Here is a 26,079-nt window from a genome sequence, read left to right as displayed (position 1 = left end):
TAACTATGTCAGAAAAACAACAAAAAGCCAGTGCCTACTGGAAAGAAAATGTTAAATACTTATTCATTTTACTCGCAATATGGTTTGCTGTGTCATACGGTGCAGGAATACTTTTTAAAGATGCGTTAAACCAATTTCATATGGGAGGTTTTCCTTTAGGATTCTGGTTTGCACAACAAGGTTCTATCTACGTGTTTGTGATTCTAATCTTTGTCTATGTTCGGTTAATGAACAAATTGGATAAGAAATATGGTTATGACAAAGAATGAGAAGATAGAAAATTACATGAATTTGGTTAGGACAAGATCCTACTTTAATTCACACAATTTCTAAGATTATAAACAACTAAAAAAATATATTATGAGTGTTCAAATGTGGACTTATATTCTGGTAGGGTTAACCTTCGCTTTATATATAGGAATTGCGATTTGGTCGAGAGCAAGTTCTACAAAAGAATTTTATGTGGCCGGGGGTGGCGTATCTCCTTTAGCCAACGGGATGGCTACAGCTGCAGACTGGATGAGTGCTGCTTCATTTATTTCTATGGCTGGTATTATAGCCTTTTCTGGTTATGATGGCGCTGTATACCTAATGGGGTGGACAGGAGGATATGTGTTGTTAGCATTACTGCTGGCTCCTTACCTTAGGAAATTCGGAAAATTTACAGTTCCTGATTTTATCGGGGATCGATATTACTCAAAAACCGCAAGATCAGTAGCGGTATTCTGTGCGCTTCTCGTATCTTTTACCTATGTGGCAGGTCAAATGAGAGGAGTCGGCATTGTATTTTCCAGATTTCTGGAAGTAGATATTAATACCGGAGTTATTATTGGGATGATTATCGTTCTCTTTTATGCGGTATTAGGAGGGATGAAAGGAATTACATATACGCAAGTTGCACAATATTGTGTGCTTATCTTCGCATTCATGGTACCTGCTATATTTATATCAATTCAGATGACAGGAAATCCAATACCTCAGTTAGGATTTGGTGATACCATTGCAGATGGCTCAGGAACATATCTTCTGGATAAGTTAGATGGTTTGAGTACAGAATTAGGATTTTCAGAATATACAAATGGGTCTAAATCAATATTAGATGTATTCGCTATAACTTTGGCATTGATGGTCGGTACTGCAGGATTACCGCATGTTATTGTTCGCTTCTTTACTGTAAAGCGAGTTAGAGATGCTCGTAAGTCTGCAGGATATGCCCTTTTGTTAATCGCTATATTGTATACAACCGCCCCGGCCGTAGCAGTTTTTGCGAAAACAAATCTTATTGAATCTGTACAGAATAAACAATACGAAGAACTTCCTTTATGGTTTAAAAACTGGGAAGATACAGGTTTATTAGGTTGGGCAGATAAAAATGGGGATGGACAAGTACAGTATGCCAATGGTCATGCAGTTGAAGGAAATAAAAACAAACCGGTTTTTGACGGAAAAAATAGAGGAGAACATGGAGAGCGTAAAATTACAAATGTAAATGCTGCAACCAAGAACGAACTTTTTGTAGATCGTGATATTATGGTATTGGCAAATCCCGAAATAGCAAATCTCCCTAATTGGGTAATTGCTTTGGTGGCTGCAGGAGGATTGGCAGCTGCTTTATCTACAGCAGCTGGATTGTTATTAGTGATTTCATCTTCTGTATCTCATGATCTTATCAAGAAAATGATCAAACCAGATATCTCAGAAAAAGGAGAATTAATTGCAGCACGTCTTTCTGCAGTAGCTGCCGTATGTGTTGCAGGGTATTTTGGAATCAACCCACCAGGTTTTGTTGCAGCTGTTGTTGCTCTGGCCTTTGGTCTTGCAGCAGCTTCTTTCTTTCCAGCCATTGTGTTAGGGATATTCTATAAAAGAATGAATAAAGAAGGAGCTATTGCAGGAATGGTAGTAGGTATCTTATGTATGCTGCTATATATGGTAAAATACAAATTGGGATGGTTCGACGAAGCACTACCTCCATCAAGCGAATGGTGGTTTGGGATTTCTCCAGAAGGATTTGGAGCCGTTGCTATGGTAATTAATTTTGTGATATCATTAGTGATTTCCAAGTTTACTTCGGCACCACCAAAAGAAGTGCAAGAGATTGTAGAAAATATAAGAATCCCTAGTGGAGCCGGAGAAGCAACACATTAGATGTAAAGGAATTAAACCTCACAGATTTGTTAAGATCTGTGAGGTTTAAAAGAAATATAATCTGCCTAAAAAAACGATAAAAATTAAAGTGTATAAACTCAAAAACTATAAACAACCAATAGAAGTATTCTCATGAAAAAACGTCATCAACAAAAACTGGTAGTACTCTCTATTGCATTGCTTTTTCTGTTTAATGTTCCGTTGATATTTATGTTTAACCATTTCGGAAGTATTTTTGGGTTCCCTATACTGTACTTTTTTGTATTTCTGATTTGGGCAATTTCAATTTTGATCTCTTTTATAATTTTGAAAAAGTTTTATGAATAGCTATGTATTAATATTCATAATTGTAGGATACCTGCTGCTTTTGTTCGGAATTGCTTTCTGGGCCGAAAAAAAAGCAAAAAGATCCTGGGTAAATAATCCTTATGTCTATACATTATCACTTGCGGTATATTGTTCTGCATGGACTTATTATGGTAGTGTTGGGATTGCAGCAACCTCTGGAGTTAGTTTTCTCACTACCTATTTGGGGCCTGTAATAGCTTTTCCAGTTTGGATTGTAGTCTTGAAAAAAATAATCAAAATTTCAAAACAACATAAAGTTTCAAGTATTGCAGATTTTATATCTCTTAGGTATGGTAATGATAGATTTTTAGGAGCCTTGGTGACTATAATATGTGTCTTGGGGGTATTACCTTATATTTCATTACAACTTAAAGCAGTTTCTGAGACTTTTGAGATCATTTCTAATGATCCCGTTAATTCTTCGGGAACAATTTTTGAGGACTCAACATTTTATATAGCGGTTTTGTTAGCAGTATTTGCAGCATTTTTTGGTACAAGAACGACAGATGCTACGCGACGCAGACAAGGAATAGTCTTTTCGGTAGCGGTAGAATCTGTAATCAAACTTATTTTCTTTTTAGGAGTAGGAGGGTATGTTACGTATTTTCTTTTTGATGGAACCACAGATATTTACAATCAAATATCGGTTATAGAAGACTTCGAATCATTAACTACCTTCGATAGCTTGGAGTCTGGTATCAATTGGTATTTTATGATTGCCTTGTCTTTTTTAGCAATTTTTCTTTTACCAAGGCAATTTCACGTTTCTGTGATAGAGAATACGACCAAAAAAGACCTTAAAAATGCAATTTGGATGTTTCCTCTATACTTACTGTTGTTTAATGTATTTGTTGTTTTTATCGCCTGGGGCGGAAAATTACGATTAGGAGATATCGCAAACCCAGATTATTATTCATTATTACTTCCTCTACAAAACGGAGATGTGTTTTTAGCAACTCTAGTGTTTTTAGGAGGTTTTTCGGCAGTGATTTCTATGGTAGTTGTTTCTACATTGGCGTTATCAACTATGCTTAGTAATAACTTAATTATTCCATATGGATTTCTAGATAAATTTAGTAAAAGTCGTCCTGAGCGTAATGCCAATTATATTAAGAATATTAGAAGGATAGCTATTTTATGTTTGATATTAGGAGCATATTTTTTCTATATCAATTTTAATATAGAATTGTCATTATTCTCGATTGGACAATTATCTTTTGTTGTCATTGCGCAACTCGGACCTTCATTTTTTATAGGATTATTTTGGAATAGAGGGTCTTCTATAGCTGCAAAAATGGGAATCATTACTGGAGCATTAGTCACAGGGTACACTCTTGTTTTACCTTTTGTACTAGATACAATATTTGGTAATATGAATTTTATCGTATACGGTCCTTTTGAAATCGAACTTTTAAGACCTTATGCATTGTTTGGTATAGATATCCTTAACCCAGTAACGCATGCATTTTTTTGGAGTATGTTTTCTAACGTTATTGTATATCTTTCGGTTTCCCTTTCTTTTAAAGGAAATTATAGAGAACGTAATTACGGAGAAATGTTTGTGGATAGCAATTATAATTCTTTGCAGGAAAATGCATTTGTATGGAAAGGAGAAGCCTATGTTTCAGATATCAGAAAAGTATTGAATCGATTTTTGGGAGAAGAACGTACAGAGCGTGCTTTGGATTTATTTTATCTTAAATACGATCTTCCTAAAAATGCTGAAGCCGCAGATGCAAGACTAATTAATTTTTCAGAAAAACTATTGACTGGTAGTATTGGTAGTGCTTCTTCTAGAATTTTAATATCCAGTGTAGTCAAAGAACAACCTGTTACCCTGGTAGAAGTATTAGAGATTTTAGAAGAAAATAAAAAGACGATTTCTACAAATAAATTTTTAAAACAAAAATCAGATGAATTAACTCAGCTTACAGATGAATTAAAAGAGGTTAATGAAGAATTAACACTTCATGATAAGTTAAAAGATGAGTTTCTGGATACAGTAGCGCACGAATTAAAAACACCTATTACATCAATTAGAGCAGCATCAGAAGTGTTGTTGGATAGTCAGGATATGCCCGATGAGCTAAAAATGCAATTTTTAGATAACATTGTTTATGATTCAGAACGTCTTACTAAGTTAATTCATGATATACTGGATTTAGAAAAATTAGGATCTGGCAGAGAAATTCTAGATAAAAAAGAAAATGATTTATATCTAACCATAGAAAAAGCAATATTAGGTGTACGTGCAATTGCAGAAAAAAAGAATATAAAAATTAAGAATTCAAAACCTTCAGAAATTTTAGTTGCCAGATATGATGAAGACAGAATTCTTCAGGTATTTACTAATGTGCTTTCTAATGCAATTAAATTTGTTGATGAAAAAAATGGAGTTATTAAAATAGTATCAAAAAAAAGGAAAGATTATATTCGTATTAGTATAGAAGATAACGGAAAAGGCATTCTTATCGAAGATATGAAACATATTTTTGATAAATTTTACCAGTCCAAAAATCAAAACGTAAAAAAACCAGCAGGTAGTGGTTTTGGTTTAGCTATAAGTAAGCAGATTATAGAAGGACATAATGGAAAAATATGGGCCGATAAAAATTGCAAAACAGGAGCTAGATTTATTATTGAAATTCCTGATAAGCACAAGTAGTAAATAATAAACATAAATAAATTTTGAATAAGAAGAAGATATTAATTGTTGATGACGAACCAAATATTGTAATGTCTTTAGAGTATACATTCAAGAAGAATGATTTTGAGGTTTTTATTGCTCGGGATGGGGGCGAAGCTATCGAAATATTAAAATCACAGATTCCCGATGTAGTGCTGTTGGATATTATGATGCCAAACGTAGATGGGTATCAAACCTTAAAATATATAAGGTCAAATGCTGAAACAAAGAATATTAAGGTGATATTTTTGACTGCAAAAAATAAGGCTTCAGATATTCAAAAAGGATTAACAATGGGAGTAGATAGGTATTTAACAAAACCATTTTCAATAAAAAAGATCATGGCAGAGATCAATGAACTTATTGCTTAAAATAATCGAATGAATCTTAGTCTTTAAAACAAGATGCAGCTATTTTTAAGTTGTTTGCACCTTAATAATAGTTACTTGTCGATAATTTTTTGACGATGACATGTTTTAAAAGAATTTAATAGACCAAAATTAGAAAATCACAGATCATGGAAATAAAAGACACACTTCAGCTTAGTTCTTTTGCTGAATATAAAGAAGCATATCAGGAGAGTATTAATAATCCTGAAAAATTTTGGGATGCCATAGCAGAAAAGTTTTATTGGCATAAACGATGGGATAAAACATTAGAGTGGGATTTTACAAAACCCGAAGTAAAATGGTTTGAAGGAGGTAAATTAAATATTACAGAAAACTGCCTGGATAGGCATTTAGAGAAATTTGGCAATAAAACAGCCATTATTTGGGAGCCGAATGATCCAACAGAAGAATCCCGTCATATTACTTACAAACAACTTCATGTAAAAGTTTGTCATTTTGCTAATGTTTTAAAAAATAATGGAATTAAAAAAGGTGATCGCGTTTGTTTATATATGCCTATGATCCCAGAATTAGCAATAGCTATGCTGGCCTGTGCACGAATTGGGGCAATACATTCTATTGTATTTGCAGGATTTTCGAGTACCGCTATAGCGAGTCGTATTAATGATTCAGAATGTAAAATGTTGATCACTGCAAACGAAGTGTATAGAGGAGCAAAGCCTGTAAAACTGAAAGAGATGTGTGATGAGGCTTTAAAAACTACACCTTCTATAGAAACGGTTATTGTATACAGAAGAACGGTAGAGCCAACACCAATGCAAGAAGGTAGAGATAAGTTTTGGTTTGATGAATTGCAAAAAGTAGAAAAAGAATGCCCGGCAGAAGTGATGGATGCAGAAGATATGTTGTTTATATTATATACATCTGGTTCTACTGGTAAACCAAAAGGAATGGTACATACCATTGGAGGGTATATGGTGTATACTACCTATACTTTTGCCAATGTATTTCAATGTGATCATTTTGCCCCTACGGGACAAGATATACATGCCAAAAAACAAGATGATGTTTATTGGTGTACAGCAGATATTGGTTGGATTACCGGACATTCGTATATAATTTATGGGCCATTGGCTGCTGGAGCAACAACTGTAATGTTTGAAGGAGTACCAAGTTATCCCGATTATGGTCGTTTCTGGGAAATTTGTGATAAACTTAATGTAACCCATTTTTACACAGCACCAACTGCAATTAGAGCACTAGCGAAGCAACCACTAGAATTGGTAGATAAACATAATCTTTCTTCTATTAAGGTTCTTGGATCTGTAGGGGAACCAATAAATGAAGAAGCATGGCACTGGTACAATGATAATATCGGAAAAGGAAATTCACCTATAGTAGATACTTGGTGGCAAACAGAAACAGGAGGAGTGATGATTTCACCATTAGCAGGGATTACACCAACACGACCAACATTTGCTACATTACCCTTGCCAGGTATTCAACCCGTTTTGATGGATGCTGAGGGAAAAGAAATAGAATTTAAATCGAAAAGCTCAGAAGGAAGATTAGCAATAAAATTTCCTTGGCCATCTATAGCAAGAACAATTTATGGAGATCATCAGCGATATAAAGATGTGTATTTTTCTACATATGAAAATATGTATTTTACTGGTGATGGAGCATATAGAGATGCAACAGGCAATTATAGAATTACAGGTAGAGTAGATGATGTGGTTATTGTTTCTGGACATAATTTGGGAACTGCACCTATAGAAAATGCGATCAATGAACATCTGTCGGTTGCAGAATCTGCAATTGTTGGTTTTCCTCATGATGTAAAAGGAACCGCTCTGTATGCATATGTTACTCTGTATAATGATCAAGTAGCAGATGAAGGATTGATAAATGAAATTAGAGAACAAGTGTCTAATACTATTGGGCCAATTGCAAAACCAGATAAAGTTCAGTTTGTAAGTGGATTGCCAAAAACAAGAAGTGGTAAGATTATGAGAAGGATTTTGCGAAAAATAGCATCTAAAGATACTTCTAACCTGGGAGATACGTCTACGCTATTAAATCCAGATGTAGTTCAGGAGATAATGGATAATGTGGTATAAAAGAGTATATATTAAAAAGCCCTTGTATCTACAAGGGCTTTTTAATATATATGTAGTTATGATTAATTACTTTTCAAAATAACTAAAAGACTCTCCTGATTTTATAGAAAGTAAACTTTCATAAATCAATTCTATAACATTTTCTACATCTTTTCTGTGTACCATTTCCACAGTAGTGTGCATATAACGCAACGGTAAAGAAATTAAAGCAGAGGCAACACCACCATTGCTGTATGCAAATGCATCAGTATCTGTTCCTGTCATTCTGCTAGATGCCATACGCTGAAAAGGAATCTTTTTCTTTTCTGCAGTATCGATCAATAATTCTCTCAACCTATTTTGAACCGCAGGAGCGTAAGAAATTACAGGGCCATCACCAATTTTGGTTTCTCCTTGTGTCTTTTTTTCTATCATTGGAGTAGTGGTATCATGACAAACATCGGTCACAATAGCTACATTGGGTTTAATTGTATGCGTGATCATCTCGGCACCTCTTAAACCAATTTCTTCCTGTACAGAATTAGTGATATATAAACCAAATGGTAATTTCTTTTTGTTTTCTTTTAGTAAACGAGCTACTTCTGCAATCATAAAACCTCCCATTCGGTTGTCAAGCGCACGACAAACAAACTTATTTTTATTCAGAATAAAAAATTCGTCAGGATAAGTAATCACACAACCAACATGAACTCCAAGTTTTAATACTTCTTCTTTAGTATTACATCCTACATCAATACATATATTTTCAAGGGTTGGAGCTTGCTCTTTTGAGCCTTTTCTAGTGTGTATAGCAGGCCACCCGAAAACACCTTTTACAATACCTTTTTTGGTATGGATATTAACCCGTTTCGAAGTTGCGATCTGGTGGTCACTTCCTCCATTTCTAATCACATAAATTAACCCATTATCTGTAATATAGTTTACATACCACGAAATCTCATCAGCATGTCCCTCGATTACAACTTTATATTTTGCTTTTGGGTTAATTACACCAACAGCCGTTCCATAAGTATCTGTTATAAATTCATCTACATAAGGTTTTAAGTAGTTCATCCAGATTTTTTGCCCTTCCCATTCGTATCCTGTCGGAGCAGGATTGTTTAGATATTTTTCAAGAAAAGTCAGGGATTTTTTATTTAGAATACTCTTTTTTGCCATAGTATTATTTCATTTTATTGCGAAAATAACAATATTCACATTCATTTTACAGTTTACAATTGGTTAATTATTAATTTTGGAACAATTTTAGAAAGTCTCATAATCTATTATGATAAAACATTCGGTATATATTATCTTGGTAATGCTAACTTCTTTGAGTAATGCCCAAAAGAAAGATCAAAAACTTTTGGACACCTCTAAGGTAGATACTACAGGTTATGTGCAATACTATATTATCGAAGGAGATACAATTCCTCATGAGGCTATTGACCTTGATGAAGTAATTATTTTAGGGAGGTTAAATTTTAAAGATAAACTGGCAAGAAGAAAATATCTTATTCTACGACGTAAGACTAGAAAAGTGTATCCCTATGCAAAGTTAGCTGCAGATAGACTAATATCTCTTAATGAACGATTAGAAAATATTGACTCCAAGAGAAAAAAGAAGCGATACATAAAAATGTTGCAGAAGTACATGGAAGAAGAGTTTACCAAAGAATTAAAAAAACTTACTCGTACTGAAGGACAGATCTTGGTTAAATTGATTTATCGACAAACAGGTAAAACAATGTTCGAGTTAGTAAAAGAATATAGAAGTGGGTGGAGAGCTTTTTGGTATAATAATACAGCCAAACTTTTTAATATTTCTTTAAAAGAGAAATACGATCCTATAAATGTAGAAGAAGATTATTGGATAGAGGATATATTACAGCGAAGTTTTCAATCAAGTATTTTAAAAGAACAAAAAACAGCTTTAGATTTTAGTTTTTATGATTTAAGAAATAAATGGTCTGATATATCAAAAACAACTTCTTCTAAAAATTAATTTCGGGTATTTCCCCGGGAAAAAGGGGCCGGGCTGTACGTTGTATCTTTTGTTGTATAGTAGTTTATTTTCTTTATAGATGTAGGATTAAAAACTGTAGTTTTTTAAGTTGTTTAGGACCAACAAAAGGATGCCACTTCCATCCCTAATACAAAACAATATATTTTATAACCACATTTAGGTATTTAAACATAGAAAAAGTATCAAAAATCTATTTCTATTTTGATTAAATTTCTTATCTTCGCTTTCTATCTTTTTTAAAATCAGCATATTCCTTATTTTTTGTAAAAAATTATACCAAAAGGTGTTGTTGTTTTAATAAATGGTTATATGTTTGCACCCGCAAAACGGGATAATGTTTTGTGAGTTCATTGAGAGTTGTTTTTTTGATTTTATAGTTAAGAAAAAGTTTTAAAAACTTTATTAAAAAGTCTTGTCAGAATAAAAAAGGGTTGTATGTTTGCGCCCGCAAAACGGGATAATGTTTTGTTAGTTCATTGAGATTGGATTTGAGATTTTAGTAGGGTTGCTTTTTTTTTAAAAATAATTCAAAAAAAGTTTTGCTAGTAACAAAAGGGGTTATATATTTGCACCCGCTTAGCGAGACAGCACAAGTTCATAAAAAATACGTAGTAATGGTTTAGGATGTTTTGATAGCATTTTTGGGGTTCGATTCCTTGAATTACGATCTATAATTAATAGCGATGAAGATTGCTTTATTGATTAAAATAAGTTCATAGACATATTGATTGACAGCGCGTATTAAACTATTAGTATAGTTTATTACATTTAGAATAAAGACTAGAGACATATTGAGATACGATTATAATTCCGTTGTATTGTTTTAAATAATATTTAAAGACAAACGATGAAGAGTTTGATCCTGGCTCAGGATGAACGCTAGCGGCAGGCTTAACACATGCAAGTCGAGGGGTAACATAGTTGCTTGCAACTGATGACGACCGGCGCACGGGTGCGTAACGCGTATAGTACCTACCTTATAGTAAGGGATAGCCCAGAGAAATTTGGATTAATACCTTATAGTATCCTAAGTGAGCCTTCACTAAGGATTAAAGATTTATCGCTATAAGATGGCTATGCGTTCTATTAGCTAGTTGGTATGGTAACGGCATACCAAGGCTACGATAGATAGGGGTCCTGAGAGGGAGATCCCCCACACTGGTACTGAGACACGGACCAGACTCCTACGGGAGGCAGCAGTGAGGAATATTGGACAATGGAGGCAACTCTGATCCAGCCATGCCGCGTGTAGGAAGACTGCCCTATGGGTTGTAAACTACTTTTATAGAGGAAGAAACCATTTCACGTGTGAAATGCTGACGGTACTCTACGAATAAGGATCGGCTAACTCCGTGCCAGCAGCCGCGGTAATACGGAGGATCCAAGCGTTATCCGGAATCATTGGGTTTAAAGGGTCCGTAGGCGGTTTAGTAAGTCAGTGGTGAAAGTTTTCGGCTCAACCGGAAAATTGCCATTGATACTGCAAGACTTGAATTATTGTGAAGTGGTTAGAATGTGTAGTGTAGCGGTGAAATGCATAGATATTACACAGAATACCGATTGCGAAGGCAGATCACTAACAATTAATTGACGCTAAGGGACGAAAGCGTGGGTAGCGAACAGGATTAGATACCCTGGTAGTCCACGCCGTAAACGATGGTTACTAGCTGTTTGGACTTCGGTCTGAGTGGCTAAGCGAAAGTGATAAGTAACCCACCTGGGGAGTACGTTCGCAAGAATGAAACTCAAAGGAATTGACGGGGGCCCGCACAAGCGGTGGAGCATGTGGTTTAATTCGATGATACGCGAGGAACCTTACCAGGGCTTAAATGTAGATTGACAGGTTTAGAGATAGACTTTTCTTCGGACAATTTACAAGGTGCTGCATGGTTGTCGTCAGCTCGTGCCGTGAGGTGTCAGGTTAAGTCCTATAACGAGCGCAACCCCTGTTGTTAGTTGCCAGCGAGTCATGTCGGGAACTCTAGCAAGACTGCCGGTGCAAACCGCGAGGAAGGTGGGGATGACGTCAAATCATCACGGCCCTTACGTCCTGGGCCACACACGTGCTACAATGGCCGGTACAGAGAGCAGCCACTATGTGAATAGGAGCGAATCTATAAAGCCGGTCACAGTTCGGATCGGAGTCTGCAACTCGACTCCGTGAAGCTGGAATCGCTAGTAATCGGATATCAGCCATGATCCGGTGAATACGTTCCCGGGCCTTGTACACACCGCCCGTCAAGCCATGGAAGCTGGGAGTACCTGAAGTCCGTCACCGTTTAGGAGCGGCCTAGGGTAAAACTGGTAACTGGGGCTAAGTCGTAACAAGGTAGCCGTACCGGAAGGTGCGGCTGGAACACCTCCTTTCTAGAGATTTTCTATTTTATATAGAGAAGCAGAAATGATACGATGGAATGTATCTTAGTTGTTTTTAGTCTTTATGCTGTTAATTAATTATTTAGTTGTTAGTTTTTGGTTGTTAGTTGATTGTTTCAACGATCAACAATTAACCACCAACACACAACTATGAAGAAGTCTCATAGCTCAGCTGGTTAGAGCGCTACACTGATAATGTAGAGGTCGGCAGTTCGAGTCTGCCTGAGACTACAAAGTAGAAAGACAGACGAGAAGTTTATCCTGAGTTTATCGAAGGGAGTCTGCCTGAGACTACGGTTTTTAATTCTGGATTTTTGAATTACGAATTACGGATTAAAAAAAAGTTCATAAAAAAATATTGAAAGGAAATTTTAGAAGTTGAGAATTCATTACTTCATCATTCGAGATTCTGGATTCGACATTTAGGATTTCAAATACTGGGGGATTAGCTCAGCTGGCTAGAGCGCCTGCCTTGCACGCAGGAGGTCATCGGTTCGACTCCGATATTCTCCACGATTCTTTAGGTATAAGTATTGATAGATTATAAAGCACAGGATTCATGAGATGAAATAGTCTTTATAGTTGTTAATTTTATATTGTTATTAAGAAAAACGTTCATTGACATATTGATTTAAAAATACGAGCATTAATTGTTTACAATTAATGAAAATAAAAGAGGTTGATACTGATTTAGTTACTTTATTGGTATCGACAAAAACTAAAAGAGCAAGTTAAAGCAAGACGCATAAGCTAATTAAGGGCGTATGGGGAATGCCTAGGCTCTCAGAGGCGAAGAAGGACGTGATAAGCTGCGAAAAGCTGCGGGGACAGGCACATACTGATTGATCCGCAGATATCCGAATGGGGCAACCCGGCATATTGAAGATATGTCACCTAGCAATAGGGGCGAACCCGGAGAACTGAAACATCTAAGTACCCGGAGGAGAAGAAAACAAAAGTGATTCCGTTAGTAGTGGCGAGCGAACGCGGATTAGCCCAAACCTGTATTGTTACGGCAATGCAGGGGTTGTAGGACTACAATATAAGATTTGTAATGAATTAGAATCCTTTGGAAAGAGGAGCCATAGACAGTGATAGCCTGGTATAAGTAAAGCACATTGATTTAGTAGTATCCTGAGTAGTGCGGGGCACGTGTAACCCTGTATGAATTTGGCGGGACCATCCGTTAAGGCTAAATACTCCTGAGAGACCGATAGTGAACCAGTACCGTGAGGGAAAGGTGAAAAGAACCCTGAATAAGGGAGTGAAAAAGATCCTGAAACCATACGCTTACAAGCGGTCGGAGCCATTATTGGTGACGGCGTGCCTTTTGCATAATGAGCCTACGAGTTACTTTTACTAGCAAGGTTAAGATGTTCAGCATCGGATCCGTAGCGAAAGCGAGTCTGAATAGGGCGCTATAGTTAGTAGTAGTAGACGCGAAACCGTGTGATCTACCCTTGGGCAGGTTGAAGCTTTGTTAACCCAAAGTGGAGGACCGAACCCGTTGACGTTGAAAAGTCTTGGGATGACCTGAGGGTAGGGGTGAAAGGCCAATCAAACTCGGAAATAGCTCGTACTCCCCGAAATGCATTTAGGTGCAGCGTTGGTATAGTTTTATAGAGGTAGAGCTACTGATTGGATGCGGGGGCTTCACCGCCTACCAATTCCTGACAAACTCCGAATGCTATAAAATGTTTACCAGCAGTGAGGGCATGGGTGCTAAGGTCCATGTCCGAGAGGGAAAGAACCCAGACCATCAGCTAAGGTCCCAAAATATATGCTAAGTTGAAAAAACGCGGTTGAACTGCTTAGACAGCTAGGATGTTGGCTTGGAAGCAGCCATTCATTTAAAGAGTGCGTAACAGCTCACTAGTCGAGCGGTTCGGCATGGATAATAATCGGGCATAAGCATATTACCGAAGCTATGGGATAGAAATATCGGTAGGGGAGCATTGTAGTGACGTTGAAGGTGTACTGTGAGGTATGCTGGAGTATCTACAAAAGAAAATGTAGGCATAAGTAACGATAATGCGGGCGAGAAACCCGCACACCGAAAGACTAAGGTTTCCTCAGCTATGCTAATCAGCTGAGGGTTAGTCGGGGCCTAACGCGAACCCGAAAGGGGTAGTGGATGGACAACAGGTTAATATTCCTGTACCTGCTCACACTAAAAGTGACGGAGGCGAGAAGTTAGTGCGCACTGACGGAAATGTGCGTTGAAGCCAGTGGTAACACGGCGATAGTACACTAAGGCTACGGCCGAGGTGATAATCTAGCGGATCGACTTCCAAGAAAACCGAGTGAAGCAGCCCGTACCGTAAACCGACACAGGTAGTTGGGATGAGAATTCTAAGGTGCTCGAGAGATTCATGGCTAAGGAACTAGGCAAAATCGACCCGTAACTTCGGGAGAAGGGTCGCCTCGCTTCGGCGAGGCCGCAGTTAAAAGGTCCAGGCGACTGTTTATCAAAAACACAGGGCTATGCTAAATAGAAATATGATGTATATGGCCTGACACCTGCCCGGTGCCGGAAGGTTAAGAGGAGATGTTAGATTTATCGAAGCATTGAATTGAAGCCCCGGTAAACGGCGGCCGTAACTATAACGGTCCTAAGGTAGCGAAATTCCTTGTCGGGTAAGTTCCGACCTGCACGAATGGTGCAACGATCTGGACACTGTCTCAGCCATGAGCTCGGTGAAATTGTAGTATCGGTGAAGATGCCGGTTACCCGCTGTGGGACGAAAAGACCCCGTGAACCTTTACTATAGCTTAGTATTGACTTTGGATAAGTAATGTGTAGGATAGGTGGGAGACTTTGATCATGCGTCGCCAGGCGTGTGTGAGTCATTGTTGAAATACCACCCTTTGCTTATTCGAAGCCTAACGTCTAGCGACGGACAGTGCTTGGTGGGTAGTTTGACTGGGGTGGTCGCCTCCAAAAGAGTAACGGAGGCTTCTAAAGGTTTGCTCAGTACGGTTGGTAATCGTGCGTAGAGTGCAATGGCATAAGCAAGCTTGACTGAGAGAGATACAGCTCGATCAGGTACGAAAGTAGAGCATAGTGATCCGGTGGTTCCGCATGGAAGGGCCATCGCTCAAAGGATAAAAGGTACTCCGGGGATAACAGGCTGATCTCCCCCAAGAGCTCACATCGACGGGGGGGTTTGGCACCTCGATGTCGGCTCGTCACATCCTGGGGCTGGAGAAGGTCCCAAGGGTTGGGCTGTTCGCCCATTAAAGTGGCACGCGAGCTGGGTTCAGAACGTCGTGAGACAGTTCGGTCTCTATCTACAGTGGGCGTTAGAAATTTGAGTGGATCTGACTTTAGTACGAGAGGACCGAGTTGGACGAACCGCTGGTGTATCTGTTGTTCCGCCAGGAGCATTGCAGAGTAGCTACGTTCGGAAGGGATAAGCGCTGAAAGCATATAAGCGCGAAACCCACCACAAGATGAGATTTCTTTAAAGGGTCGTGGGAGACTACCACGTTGATAGGCTATAGGTGTAAAGGCAGTAATGTCATAGCCGAGTAGTACTAATAACCCATAGGCTTATGCGCACACTCCGATAGGCAACTATCGGAGTGGAGAATTGCTTTGCAAGCTATATTTAGTGTTCTTTTATCGTGTATTAAATCAATATGTCAACAATATTATGTTAGTAGTGAGATATTAGTATAGTGTATATAGAGATATAATCTCTGAATATTCCTTACTGATTACTCAGGTACTAATCAAGATTTAAGGTGGTTATAGCATCGGGGCTCACCTCTTACCATTCCGAACAGAGAAGTTAAGCCCGTTAGCGCCAATGGTACTACAATCGTGGGAGAGTAGGTCACCGCCTTCTTTGAAAACCCTTCATTATTTAATGAAGGGTTTTTTTATGTAATAAATCTATGATGCCTTTGAAATTGTAGTAGAAATATTCAATTCAATTTTCCTGAAAAACTCTTCACTTTTGTATGGCTTTCTCATAAAATCACTGAAACCAGAATCTGAATTAAGTATTGCTTTTATAGTATCCTGAGTATCCGAGGCAGTCAACGCTATAATAGGCACATCAGAATTAAATTCTCTAATTATTTTAGTAGATTCCATCCCGCCCATATTTGGCATGTTTAAATCCATTAATATAAGATCATACTTTTTTTCCTTCACCATTTCGATCGCTATCAATCCATCATCAGCAATTTCAGAATAATATCCCTTTGTTTTAAGAATGTTTTGGGTAACTATTTGATTTATTTTATTATCCTCGACAATTAGAATGTTATACTCTTTAGTGTTTAGTAATGAAATACAATTTTTGGTGTTATTTGATGTGTTATTTACTTCACTCACGGTATCAATTTCAAAAGAGATAGTAAAATAAAATGTAGAACCTTCCCCTGGAGTACTTTTTAGTTTAATGTCTCCTCCATGAAGATCAACTAAGTTCTTAACTATATGTAACCCGAGACCAGTACCTGTAGTATGATCTTTAGAATTAGCCTGAGAAAATTTATCAAATATTATTTCTTGTTTGTCTAAAGGAATTCCTCTTCCGTCATCTTTTATTTCAAAAGTAATTTCAACCATATTATCAGTAATAATTGGGTTTATAAAATTTAACCAAATGTTTCCTTTTTTAGTAAATTTATTAGCATTACTGATAAGGTTAATAAAAATCTGAGATAACCTCACCGAATCTCCAATAAGCAAATTGGGGATATTAGGGTCGAAATTAAGATGCAAAGTATTTCCGTTTTTATCTGCTTGATATTCGAATGAGTTTTTAATATCATCGGCTAGATTTTTAATATCATAAGTAGATTTGTCAAGACGTATTTCATAAGATTCCATTTTAGAAACCTGAAGTACATCATTAATAAGGTTTAATAAATGATCTGCAGAAAACTTCATTAATTTTATAAACTTATGATTCTCCTCATCTTCAATACGTTCCATTAAGATTGATGATAACCCTACAACTCCATATAATGGAGTTCTGAGTTCATGACTAACAGTAGATATAAATTTTGTTTTTACAGCCGCTAGATGGTCAGATTTTTCTTTAGAAATTTTAAGTTGTTTATTTCGCAAAGCAAGGGATTTTCCGAGGATTTTTGTTTTTCTGTGGTTATAAATAAAGAAGCAAAAGAGTATTAAACATAAAAGAAGTAAAGAGACCGTAAAAATAGATATGGTCTTCGATTGTTGTGCTTTTTGAGTTTCTATAGTGTTTTTTTCTTCGCTTACAATTAGCTGTTTTTTATATTGTTCGGCTTCTAATTTTTCTATTTCGAGTGCAGTTTGATGATGCTTTGTATATTTTTTTAGAATTAAATATGCCTTATCTTCTTTTCCAATTTTAACCAATAAATCTTCATATTTTTTGTAAATGGTCATTGCCTGTCTAAACAACTGATTTTTTTCTGCAATGGTAGCAGCTAACTCATAATATTTTATAGCGGTACTATATTTTTTTTTACGATAATAATATTCGCCGTAGCTAGTATAGGTAGTGGCTAATTTTGATGGCTGTTGTTGTTGATCAATAAAGTATTTTTTACATTTTTCTAATAGATGATATGCTTTATTGTAATTCTTTGTTTTTATATAAATATTCGCCAGGTTTAACGCTAAAATATGTTGCGAATTTTCATTTAAATCATCAGATTTTTCATAGATATGTTTTATCCTCTTAAGAGCCTTTTTAGGTTTGTTAAATCCATTTATATATACTAGGGCAATATTGTTATTTATATCTATAGATAGTTCCTGAAACCCTTCAAGTTCTTTTACAAATAATTCTGCAATTTTGTAGTTTTTAAGTGCTTCTTTATAATCTTTAGTCGAAAAGTGAATTTTTCCAAGCAAATTGTAGGAATATCCTTTTAAATAATATTCTTGTTTAGGATTAAATTTTTCTGAAATATCAATTATCGTTTCAATAATCATTATACCATTGGCTCTTCTTATTGTTGAATTTAAATGGTCTTCGGTATGGATAATTGCATTTTCTAATTCCGAAAAAGACATTTCTTCATATTGTTGGGTGTATACAACAGAATAAAGCAAACTTATACATAGTAAACATATGTAATGCTTCTTAATTTTGACAATCTTCATGTTCAGCATAGATTTTGGGGTATCTAAATATATTAAAAAAATACTAAATAATCAGTTTAAATGCATAAAATCATGATTAAAATAATATTTTAGCTTTATTTTCGTTTATTATTGTAGTCTTAAACTTACTTTTTGATACAACTATCTAATTATATATTTAGGATAACTACTATTGTAGTTGAACAGTATTTATATCAATTTTTTGATGAAATGAGATTGCCTTTAAATCAACCCATTCTAATCTTTTAGAGGAGAATAATAGCTTTTTAGGAAAGAATATGTAACCGATAAATGAGTATCGAACACTTTTAGTAACTAAACTTAATCACTAATGTATTCTTTATACTCTAAGAAAAACTCTTCAAGTTTATCCATGTTTTTTGATAAAAAAACCATGGTTTCTGACCAAGTGTTCCTATTATGGATGCTTACATTATCTATCTCTACATATATACGGGATATAACTTTACCACTATCAAGTTCGTAGAACTCATTATAGATAATATCTTCTATAAATTCACTGGTAAGAATCTTTTTTAAACTAATGAATTTATCATAATAATATGCTTTGATTATCTTATCATAGGGTTCGATATCAATAGATACTTGGGCCTTTTTTGTAGTAAATGTAAATTTAAGGGTTACATCTTTGATTTTGGTATTATACAATACCCACTTACGAGGGTATTCTTTACCAAAACTGGTCCAGAATTCCTGACGTATTTGTTTTGATTCTGATTTACTAAACATTATATAATATATGCTGTAACTGTAGCTATAAGAATAACCATAAGTTTTGTAATGTTAAATTTGTGGCCTTCATTACTTTCAAACAGAATTGTAGTAGACACGTGCAGAAATATACCAATAACTAATGCAGTAATTTCTTTATAATAATTCTGAATCATAGTAAAGTTTTCAGAAATGAAAGTACCCAGAGGGGTCATTAGCGCAAATAAAGTTAATGATATGATAATGACACTTTTTTTGATTTTGGTATTTAATAAAAAAGTTGTTAAAATCATAGCAATAGGAATTTTATGTATAATTATACCTAATAAAATCCCATCTGTATGGTGTATCGGAAACCCTTCGAGAATGGCATGTAGACCTAAACTAATAAATAATAATTTTGGAATCCGACGAGTTTCTTCATGAAGATGTATGTGTCCATGTTCTGCCCCTTTAGAGAAGTATTCTAATACTTTTTGAAGAAGAATACCAATCATAATCCAAACACCGGTACGTTTTGCAAAGAGATTATCTTCAAATACCTCTGGTAATAAATCGAAAATGGTGATCGCAAGAAGAAAAGCACCACTAAAAGCTAAAAGTAGTTTTAAGCTCTTTTGGTTAGAAGTTTTAAAAATAAAAACTAATAAAGCTCCTATAAATACAGCTGTTATGGATAATATATAGTTGTACACTATTTAAAAATTAATATGAGTCTTGGCGAAGTAGTTTTATCAAATTTCTGAAGTTGATAATTGCCAAAAATATCCAACAAATTTACATTAGCATTTATAAAGTAATTTTTAAAATCACTTAGTGTAATGCTTTTAACACGTTCTGTAAATAAAAAATCCTCGTTATTATCTCTAAATCCAATTTCTTTAAAGATATATCCATCTTGATAGTATCTCTTAATATTGAATAAAATGTTATTAACTTCTTTCGTTTCTTGGGCTACCAGATTCTGAATGATATAATCTACATTCATAAAATCAATAACACCGAATCCCTTTTCATTTAGGTTTGATTTAATAGCTCTAATCGTATTTAGATTATCCTCTTCCTTGTCAAAATAACCAAAACTAGTAAAAAGATTAAAAACAGCAGAGAATTTCTCAGAATATGGCTGACACATATCGTGCACCCTAAATTTTAACGTTTCGTTCTCAAATTGTGAAGCATATTCAATACTATTTTTAGAGAGATCTACACCAGTTACATCATAACCTAATGTATTTAAATAGATACTATGTCTACCTTTACCACAAGCTAAATCCAGAATTTTTTCACCAGCTTCTAAGCTCAGATACTTAGTGATGTTATCCATAAAGTCTTTAGCCTCAGTATGATCTCTATCTTTATATAAGATATGATAGTATGGTGTGTCAAACCATGATGCATACCACATTGTTGAATCTTTTAGCATAGGGCGCAAAATTAGTGTATTTTTACGGTTTAATTATAGAAGTCGTTTAAAGTTTTAAACCTTTACACTTAAAAATTTAAATACCTTCGTGTCGAAAAAGAAAATAGTGAGTAATTCGTTTAAAATGGTTGCCAAAACCCTTTATGGTTTTGAAGAAGTTCTTGCAAGTGAACTTAGAAAAATAGGTGCTCAAAAAGTAGAAATTGGGAATCGTATGGTAAGTTTTTATGGGGACACAGGCTTTATGTATAAAGCAAATTTATGTTTGAGAACTGCAGTAAAAATCTTAAAACCAATTACTTCCAAAAAAGTAAGAAACGAAAATGATATATATAATTTTATTCAAAGTATACGGTGGCAAGAGTATTTAAGTTTAGAAGATACTTTTGCTATTTCGGCCACAGTTAATTCTACTATTTTTAGCCATTCTAAGTTTATTGCATTAAAGACAAAAGATGCGATTGTAGATCAGTTTAGAAAAGAAACAGGGGAGAGACCAAATGTAGATACAGAATACCCTGATCTTTCGATTGATATTCATATTCAACGTGATCTGTGTACAGTGTCATTAGATAGTTCTGGAGGATCATTACATCATAGAGGATATCGTACAGCTACCAATATTGCACCAATTAATGAAGTTTTGGCAGCTGGCCTGTTATTACTTTCTGGTTGGGATGGGCAAAGTGATTTTTTAGATCCTATGTGTGGTAGTGGTACAATGGCTATCGAAGCTGCGATGATTGCTTGTAATATTCCGGCAAATATAAACCGTAAAGAGTTTGCTTTCGAAAAATGGTTAGATTGGGATTTAGATCTATTTGAAAAAATAGAGGAAGCTTGTCTAAATAAAACCAGAGATTTTCATCATTCCATAATCGGGATAGATAAAGAATATTCGGCCGTAAGAAAAGCAAATGTAAATGTAGAAAATGCTAATCTTACTGATTTTATAAAAATAAAAGAAGGAGATTTCTTTGAATCTACAAAAGAAGTAGAAGGACCACTTCATATTGCATTTAATCCTCCTTATGATGAACGATTAGAAGTAAATATAGAAGAATTTTATTCGCAAATAGGAGATACATTGAAACAAAATTATCCAGGTACCAATGCCTGGTTTATTACTGCAAATCTTGAAGCCTTAAAACATGTTGGACTTCGACCATCTAGAAAAATAAAAGTCTTTAATGGAAAATTAGAAGCTCGATTAGTTAAATATGAAATGTATGCAGGAAGTAAAAAGGCAAAATATAAGAATTGACTTCTAGCTAATACACATATCACAAATTCCTATCATGAGGAATTGAGTCTCTTGTATTTCAAAGTTTTTAAGTTCTGGAACATCTATTTCATAAGGCAAACAAGTTACTTTTTTACAAGATTTGCATTGAAAATGAATATGATTATGCATTTCGTGTTTGATATTACAATCATTACAAAGTGCATAATAAGCTTTGCCATCCTCGCCAGTTACAAAATGTACTTTCCCTTTTTCAGCAAAACGTTCTAAGATTCTATATACGGTAGTTTTATTAACCTTTATAGGCATTGCTTTTAAAATAGCCTCTACAGACATAGTATGCTTGGCGTTTGTAAGTATATCAATAACGAAATCTTGTTTTTGCGTATTTCTTGTTTTTTTCATCCTTAAAGCATAATTGAAAACTATATTTTTTGTATTATTGCAACATTGTTGCTTTAGTGTGATTCAATATTGAAAATTACAAAAAAAATCTGATTGCTATTGTACCAGTTTTTTAGTTATGATAAAAAAAGTATTTCATGTTTGGGGTAACAATAGTGAAGAATTAAGCAACTGTTTTTCTAAAAAAAATAAGGATACGATCAATAGCAATTGATCAATTTTATATTATTATGATACATAAAACAATACGTGTAAATTGGGATTTCATAGGGTTTTCTACATCATTTTTGTGTATGCTTCATTGTATACTTTTGCCTATATGTATAACTCTTTTTCCTTTGATGGGACTTGTTTTTTTAACTGATGAATTCTACGAGTTTTTTTTAATAGGAGCCAGCATGATGATTGCAATGTTTGCAATGTATAATGGATACAAAAAATACCACGGTAAATCATTGCCAGCTTTTCTGTTTATAACAACATTAATCCTTTTTAGTATTGGATTTATAATAGAAAATCATTCAGTAGAAAAAATATTACATTTCTTAGGAACAGGTTCTTTGATAATCGCTCATTATTATAATTGGAAATTTACAAAAGATTATAAAAGTTGTAAGATTAAACAAAGACATTAACTATAGTAGAATCATTACTACCTAAGATCATTTATTTTCTTTTTAAGCTTTGAAAGCTAGTAATATAAAACTGAAATGAGGAAAATATAAATATGTAAAATAATATTTGTACACTTTTATGTTTTTGTTAAGAGATTATTATTGAAATAACAATAATTTTCTACTTCTTTTTGAAGCTAACCATCAATTATATTCTCATGAAAACAAAATTCACACAATTCTTTTTCATACTATTTTTGTTTGCATTTACTGTTTCAATCTACGGGCAGCGTGCTAAAGCAAAACAAGAAATATCCACTGCATTATCAGATTCAGTATTCTCTGGATTAAAATTAAGAAACATAGGCCCGGCTTTTATGTCTGGTAGAATAGCAGATGTTGCGATTCATCCTAAAAACGAAAGTATTTGGTATGTCGCTGTTGGTTCGGGAGGAGTATGGAAAACTGTAAACTCTGGAACTACCTGGAAACCAATATTTGATGATCAAACATCATATTCTATTGGTTGTGTGACTATAGATCCTGTAAATCATAATAGGATTTGGGTTGGTACTGGCGAGAATGTAGGAGGGCGTCATATGGGATATGGAGATGGTATCTATCGCAGCGATGATGGGGGAGCTTCATGGGCCAATATGGGATTAAAAGCATCAGAACATATTTCTAAAATTATTATACATCCAGAAAACTCTAATGTAATTTGGGTAGCTGTTCAAGGCCCTCTATGGAAAAAAGGAGGAGATCGAGGGTTATATAAATCTATTGATGGTGGAAAAACATGGAAAAAAACACTAGGAGATGATACCTGGGTGGGTGTTACCGATTTGGTTATAGACCCCAGAAATCCAGATCAACTTTATGCAGCTACATGGCAGAGACATCGTACAGTTGCTGCTTATATGGGAGGAGGCCCGGGATCAGGATTGCATCGTAGTACAGATGGAGGTGAAACATGGGAAAGACTCAAAAATGGACTTCCTAAGTCTTGGATGGGGAAGATAGGATTAGCGATTTCACCACAACAACCCGATATTTTATATGCAGCTATTGAATTAGATCGAAGAACCGGAGGAGTATATCGTTCTGCAGATCGTGGTACTACCTGGGAAAAACAATCTAATGCTGTTGCAGGGGCTACAGGACCACATTATTACCAGGAATTATATGCATCGCCTCACCATTTTGAAAGGCTATACCTGGTAGATAATACGATGCAAATCTCTGTAGATGGAGGGAAAACGTTTACAAGAATGAATGAAGAGCATAAGCATGGCGATAATCATGCTATAGCTTTTAAAAAAGAAGACCCTGATTATCTTTTGGTAGGAACAGATGGAGGGCTATATGAAACTTTTGATCTTACTAAAAATTGGAGATTTATAGAAAACCTTCCGGTAACACAATATTATAAAGTGGCTGTAGATGATTCTGAACCTTTTTACAATATTTATGGAGGAACCCAAGATAATAGTACACAGGGAGGACCATCACGAACCGATAACTTGCATGGAATTCAAAATTCTGACTGGAAGATTGTACTAAATTGGGATGGTCATCAACCCGCTACAGAACCTGGCAACCCTAATATTATGTATGCAGAACGCCAAGAAGGAAATTTAACTCGTGTAGATCTAAGTACAGGAGAAGTGATTGATATCCAACCCCAACCTGGAGCAGAAGAGGATTTTGAGCGGTTTAATTGGGATGCACCGATCTTGGTGAGTGCTCATGACCCTTCTCGTATCTATTTTGCTTCTCATCGTGTATGGAAATCTGATAATAGAGGAGATAAATGGAAAGCTATATCAGGAGATTTAACCAAAAATCAGGAAAGAATAGAATTGTCTATTATGGGTAAAAAACAATCATGGGATGCACCTTGGGATTTCTTGGCGATGTCTAATTATAATACAATCACTTCGATAGCAGAATCTCCAAAACAAGAAGATGTACTTTATGCAGGGACTGATGATGGGATTATTCAAGCAACAGAAAATGGAGGGAATAATTGGCGAAAAATTGATGTAGGCACACTGCCTGGAGTTCCCGCAACAGCATTTGTTAATGATATTAAGGCAGATCTTTTTGATGCAAACACAGTATATGTAGCTCTTGATAATCATAAATACGGAGATTTTAATCCTTATTTGGTAAAGAGTACTGATAATGGAAGAACATGGAAATCTATAAAAGGAAATCTTCCGAAAAAGACATTAGTGTGGAGAATTGTTCAGGATCATGTACAACCTAATCTTTTGTTTGCAGCTACAGAATTTGGAATTTATTTTACTATAAATGGAGGTAATCGTTGGGTAAAACTGAAAGGAGGCGTACCTACAATTTCTTTTCGTGATTTGGTAATTCAACGTAAAGAGAATGATCTAGTAGGAGCTTCTTTTGGGAGAGGTTTTTTCGTATTTGATGATTTTTCTCTTTTAAGAAATATTTCTGAAGATAAACTGAAAGAAGAAGCCACACTATTCCCAACCAGAGATGCATGGTGGTACATCCCAAGACCTAGTTTAAGTTTTGATGATAAAAAAGGTAGCCAGGGAGCTTCGCATTATGTGGCTCCTAATCCAGATTTTGGAGCTGTATTAACATACTACTTAAAAGATGGGTTAAAAACCAGTAAAGAAAACCGACAAGAGATAGAGAAAAAGAATAAAGGAAAAAATATTGCTTTTCCTGGCTGGGATGATGTAGAAGCAGAGCGTACAGAAAGAAAACCTCGTATACTATTGGCAATAACAAATAGCTCGGGAAAGACCATTCGTAGAATTGAAGGACCTGTTACATCTGGTTTTCATAGAGTAGCATGGGATTTACGATATCCAGCTACAAATGCAATTTTTTTAGAGAAACAAGAAAACTCATACGGATCTCCTCGTGGATTTATGGTTGCTCCGGGACAGTATACAGCTACATTATCCAAAGTTGTAAATGGAAAAGTAACTCAGCTTTCAGACCCTATTTCTTTTATGGTTAAGCGCATGCACAATGGTACATTAAAGGGGGCGACACTTGAAAAAGTGACAACATTCTGGAGAAGTTATGAAAATACTATTGGTAGAGTTTCTGCTTTAAATATGAAAGTTAATAAAGCAGGAAAGCGTATTAAAGCTATGAGAACTGCCTTATTGAGAACAAACAGCGCTCCTGGTGATCTGGATAATCGCTTAAATATTTTAGAACAACGTATAGCAAATCTAAATAAAGAATTCTTTGGAAATACTTCAAAACAACAAGTAGGCGAGAAGACAAGACCAACTATTGAACATAGAATGTTTTCTATTTATAAAGGTGTAGAGCGATCTACTTATGGGCCAACCAGTACACATTTGGAAACGATGAAGATAATCGATGACCAATTAAAAAGTATTACTTCTAAGTTCACTGCTTTAAAGAATGAGGTAAATTCATTTTCAAAAGCATTACAAGAAGCAGGTGCACCATTTGTAGAGGAATAATTGCTTAGAAGTTTGGTATA

Annotated in this window: 15 protein-coding genes, 2 tRNA genes and 3 rRNA genes; 14 read left to right on the top strand and 6 right to left on the bottom strand. The window is 35.3% G+C overall.

Going from position 1 to position 26,079, the window contains the following annotated elements; genetic code table 11:
• The first annotated feature begins 5 nt into the window (after positions 1-5).
• The 5 genes from NNL09_RS22575 (at position 6) to acs (ending at position 7,652) form a co-directional block, all read left to right on the top strand.
• On the top strand, positions 6-269 hold the full coding sequence (locus NNL09_RS22575; RefSeq protein WP_025668068.1) for a DUF4212 domain-containing protein: 264 nt from the start codon (positions 6-8) through the stop codon (positions 267-269).
• Between the two features lie 91 nt (positions 270-360).
• Complete coding sequence (locus tag NNL09_RS22570; RefSeq protein ID WP_196911877.1) at positions 361-2,148, top strand: sodium:solute symporter family protein; 1,788 nt, start codon at positions 361-363, stop codon at positions 2,146-2,148.
• A gap of 319 nt (positions 2,149-2,467) precedes the next feature.
• Positions 2,468-5,161 carry an ATP-binding protein gene (locus NNL09_RS22565; RefSeq protein WP_196911876.1) on the top strand — a complete coding sequence of 898 codons (2,694 nt, stop codon included), beginning with the start codon at positions 2,468-2,470 and terminating at the stop codon, positions 5,159-5,161.
• A gap of 23 nt (positions 5,162-5,184) precedes the next feature.
• Positions 5,185-5,553, top strand: a complete 369-nt coding sequence (locus tag NNL09_RS22560; RefSeq protein WP_025668065.1) for a response regulator transcription factor — start codon at positions 5,185-5,187, stop codon at positions 5,551-5,553.
• A 146-nt stretch (positions 5,554-5,699) separates the two neighbouring features.
• The gene (acs, locus tag NNL09_RS22555) at positions 5,700-7,652 is read left to right on the top strand and encodes an acetate--CoA ligase (protein WP_196911875.1); all 1,953 of its coding nucleotides are present in this window, start codon (positions 5,700-5,702) and stop codon (positions 7,650-7,652) included.
• Positions 7,653-7,718: 66 nt separating this feature from the next.
• On the opposite strand, the gene NNL09_RS22550 is transcribed toward acs, so the two are convergent.
• Positions 7,719-8,810: a M42 family metallopeptidase gene (locus NNL09_RS22550; protein ID WP_025668063.1), complete on the bottom strand. Its 1,092-nt coding sequence runs from the start codon at positions 8,808-8,810 to the stop codon at positions 7,719-7,721.
• A gap of 109 nt (positions 8,811-8,919) precedes the next feature.
• Between NNL09_RS22550 and NNL09_RS22545 the strand changes: the two genes are divergently transcribed.
• From NNL09_RS22545 to rrf, 6 genes are all read left to right on the top strand, one after another.
• Complete coding sequence (locus tag NNL09_RS22545; protein ID WP_196911874.1) at positions 8,920-9,636, top strand: DUF4294 domain-containing protein; 717 nt, start codon at positions 8,920-8,922, stop codon at positions 9,634-9,636.
• Positions 9,637-10,501: 865 nt separating this feature from the next.
• A 16S ribosomal RNA gene (locus NNL09_RS22540) occupies positions 10,502-12,024 on the top strand.
• A 166-nt stretch (positions 12,025-12,190) separates the two neighbouring features.
• Positions 12,191-12,264: transfer RNA gene (locus tag NNL09_RS22535), tRNA-Ile, on the top strand.
• 208 nt (positions 12,265-12,472) lie between these two features.
• A tRNA-Ala gene (locus NNL09_RS22530) sits at positions 12,473-12,546 on the top strand.
• A 230-nt stretch (positions 12,547-12,776) separates the two neighbouring features.
• Positions 12,777-15,594, top strand: a 23S ribosomal RNA gene (locus NNL09_RS22525).
• Between the two features lie 182 nt (positions 15,595-15,776).
• Positions 15,777-15,884: ribosomal RNA gene (rrf, locus tag NNL09_RS22520) — 5S ribosomal RNA — on the top strand.
• Together the 16S, 23S and 5S rRNA genes with 2 tRNA genes alongside form the textbook arrangement of a ribosomal RNA operon.
• Before the next feature lie 47 nt (positions 15,885-15,931).
• Here the strand turns inward: rrf and NNL09_RS22515 are convergent.
• From NNL09_RS22515 to NNL09_RS22500, 4 genes are all read right to left on the bottom strand, one after another.
• Positions 15,932-18,148: an ATP-binding protein gene (locus tag NNL09_RS22515; protein WP_196911395.1), complete on the bottom strand. Its 2,217-nt coding sequence runs from the start codon at positions 18,146-18,148 to the stop codon at positions 15,932-15,934.
• Between the two features lie 321 nt (positions 18,149-18,469).
• The gene (locus NNL09_RS22510; RefSeq protein WP_196911394.1) at positions 18,470-18,898 is read right to left on the bottom strand and encodes a DUF4268 domain-containing protein; all 429 of its coding nucleotides are present in this window, start codon (positions 18,896-18,898) and stop codon (positions 18,470-18,472) included.
• Positions 18,898-19,575, bottom strand: coding sequence for a ZIP family metal transporter (locus NNL09_RS22505; RefSeq protein ID WP_025667431.1), 678 nt, complete (start codon positions 19,573-19,575; stop codon positions 18,898-18,900). Before NNL09_RS22505 ends, NNL09_RS22510 begins: the two co-directional genes overlap by 1 nt.
• On the bottom strand, positions 19,575-20,306 hold the full coding sequence (locus tag NNL09_RS22500; RefSeq protein ID WP_196911393.1) for a cyclopropane-fatty-acyl-phospholipid synthase family protein: 732 nt from the start codon (positions 20,304-20,306) through the stop codon (positions 19,575-19,577). Before NNL09_RS22500 ends, NNL09_RS22505 begins: the two co-directional genes overlap by 1 nt.
• A 124-nt stretch (positions 20,307-20,430) precedes the next feature.
• Between NNL09_RS22500 and NNL09_RS22495 the strand changes: the two genes are divergently transcribed.
• Complete coding sequence (locus tag NNL09_RS22495) at positions 20,431-21,570, top strand: class I SAM-dependent RNA methyltransferase (protein ID WP_196911400.1); 1,140 nt, start codon at positions 20,431-20,433, stop codon at positions 21,568-21,570.
• Between the two features lie 3 nt (positions 21,571-21,573).
• Here NNL09_RS22495 and NNL09_RS22490 read toward each other — a convergent pair whose 3' ends face one another.
• Positions 21,574-21,954: a Fur family transcriptional regulator gene (locus NNL09_RS22490; RefSeq protein ID WP_025667434.1), complete on the bottom strand. Its 381-nt coding sequence runs from the start codon at positions 21,952-21,954 to the stop codon at positions 21,574-21,576.
• 230 nt (positions 21,955-22,184) lie between these two features.
• On the opposite strand from NNL09_RS22490, the gene NNL09_RS22485 reads away from it, so the two are divergent.
• Positions 22,185-22,589, top strand: a complete 405-nt coding sequence (locus NNL09_RS22485; RefSeq protein WP_081748328.1) for a MerC domain-containing protein — start codon at positions 22,185-22,187, stop codon at positions 22,587-22,589.
• 197 nt (positions 22,590-22,786) lie between these two features.
• Positions 22,787-26,059, top strand: coding sequence for a glycosyl hydrolase (locus NNL09_RS22480; protein ID WP_196911392.1), 3,273 nt, complete (start codon positions 22,787-22,789; stop codon positions 26,057-26,059).
• The last annotated feature ends 20 nt before the right edge of the window (positions 26,060-26,079 follow it).

The organism is Aquimarina sp. EL_43, assembly GCF_943422735.1.
Taxonomy (GTDB): domain Bacteria; phylum Bacteroidota; class Bacteroidia; order Flavobacteriales; family Flavobacteriaceae; genus Aquimarina; species Aquimarina megaterium.
The sequence above is the reverse complement of the archived record's forward strand: the minus strand, read 5'-3'. Positions and strand labels throughout refer to the sequence as shown.

What these genes read in the sequence shown, in the direction of transcription:
- NNL09_RS22575 (WP_025668068.1), top strand. Translation starts at nt 6, where the DNA reads ATGTCAGAAAAACAACAAAAAGCCAGTGCCTACTGGAAAGAAAATGTT.
- NNL09_RS22570 (WP_196911877.1), top strand. Translation starts at nt 361, where the DNA reads ATGAGTGTTCAAATGTGGACTTATATTCTGGTAGGGTTAACCTTCGCT.
- NNL09_RS22565 (WP_196911876.1), top strand. Translation starts at nt 2,468, where the DNA reads ATGAATAGCTATGTATTAATATTCATAATTGTAGGATACCTGCTGCTT.
- acs (WP_196911875.1), top strand. Translation starts at nt 5,700, where the DNA reads ATGGAAATAAAAGACACACTTCAGCTTAGTTCTTTTGCTGAATATAAA.
- NNL09_RS22550 (WP_025668063.1), bottom strand. Translation starts at nt 8,810, where the DNA reads ATGGCAAAAAAGAGTATTCTAAATAAAAAATCCCTGACTTTTCTTGAA.
- NNL09_RS22545 (WP_196911874.1), top strand. Translation starts at nt 8,920, where the DNA reads ATGATAAAACATTCGGTATATATTATCTTGGTAATGCTAACTTCTTTG.
- NNL09_RS22515 (WP_196911395.1), bottom strand. Translation starts at nt 18,148, where the DNA reads ATGAAGATTGTCAAAATTAAGAAGCATTACATATGTTTACTATGTATA.
- NNL09_RS22510 (WP_196911394.1), bottom strand. Translation starts at nt 18,898, where the DNA reads ATGTTTAGTAAATCAGAATCAAAACAAATACGTCAGGAATTCTGGACC.
- NNL09_RS22500 (WP_196911393.1), bottom strand. Translation starts at nt 20,306, where the DNA reads ATGCTAAAAGATTCAACAATGTGGTATGCATCATGGTTTGACACACCA.
- NNL09_RS22495 (WP_196911400.1), top strand. Translation starts at nt 20,431, where the DNA reads ATGGTTGCCAAAACCCTTTATGGTTTTGAAGAAGTTCTTGCAAGTGAA.
- NNL09_RS22490 (WP_025667434.1), bottom strand. Translation starts at nt 21,954, where the DNA reads ATGAAAAAAACAAGAAATACGCAAAAACAAGATTTCGTTATTGATATA.
- NNL09_RS22485 (WP_081748328.1), top strand. Translation starts at nt 22,185, where the DNA reads ATGATACATAAAACAATACGTGTAAATTGGGATTTCATAGGGTTTTCT.
- NNL09_RS22480 (WP_196911392.1), top strand. Translation starts at nt 22,787, where the DNA reads ATGAAAACAAAATTCACACAATTCTTTTTCATACTATTTTTGTTTGCA.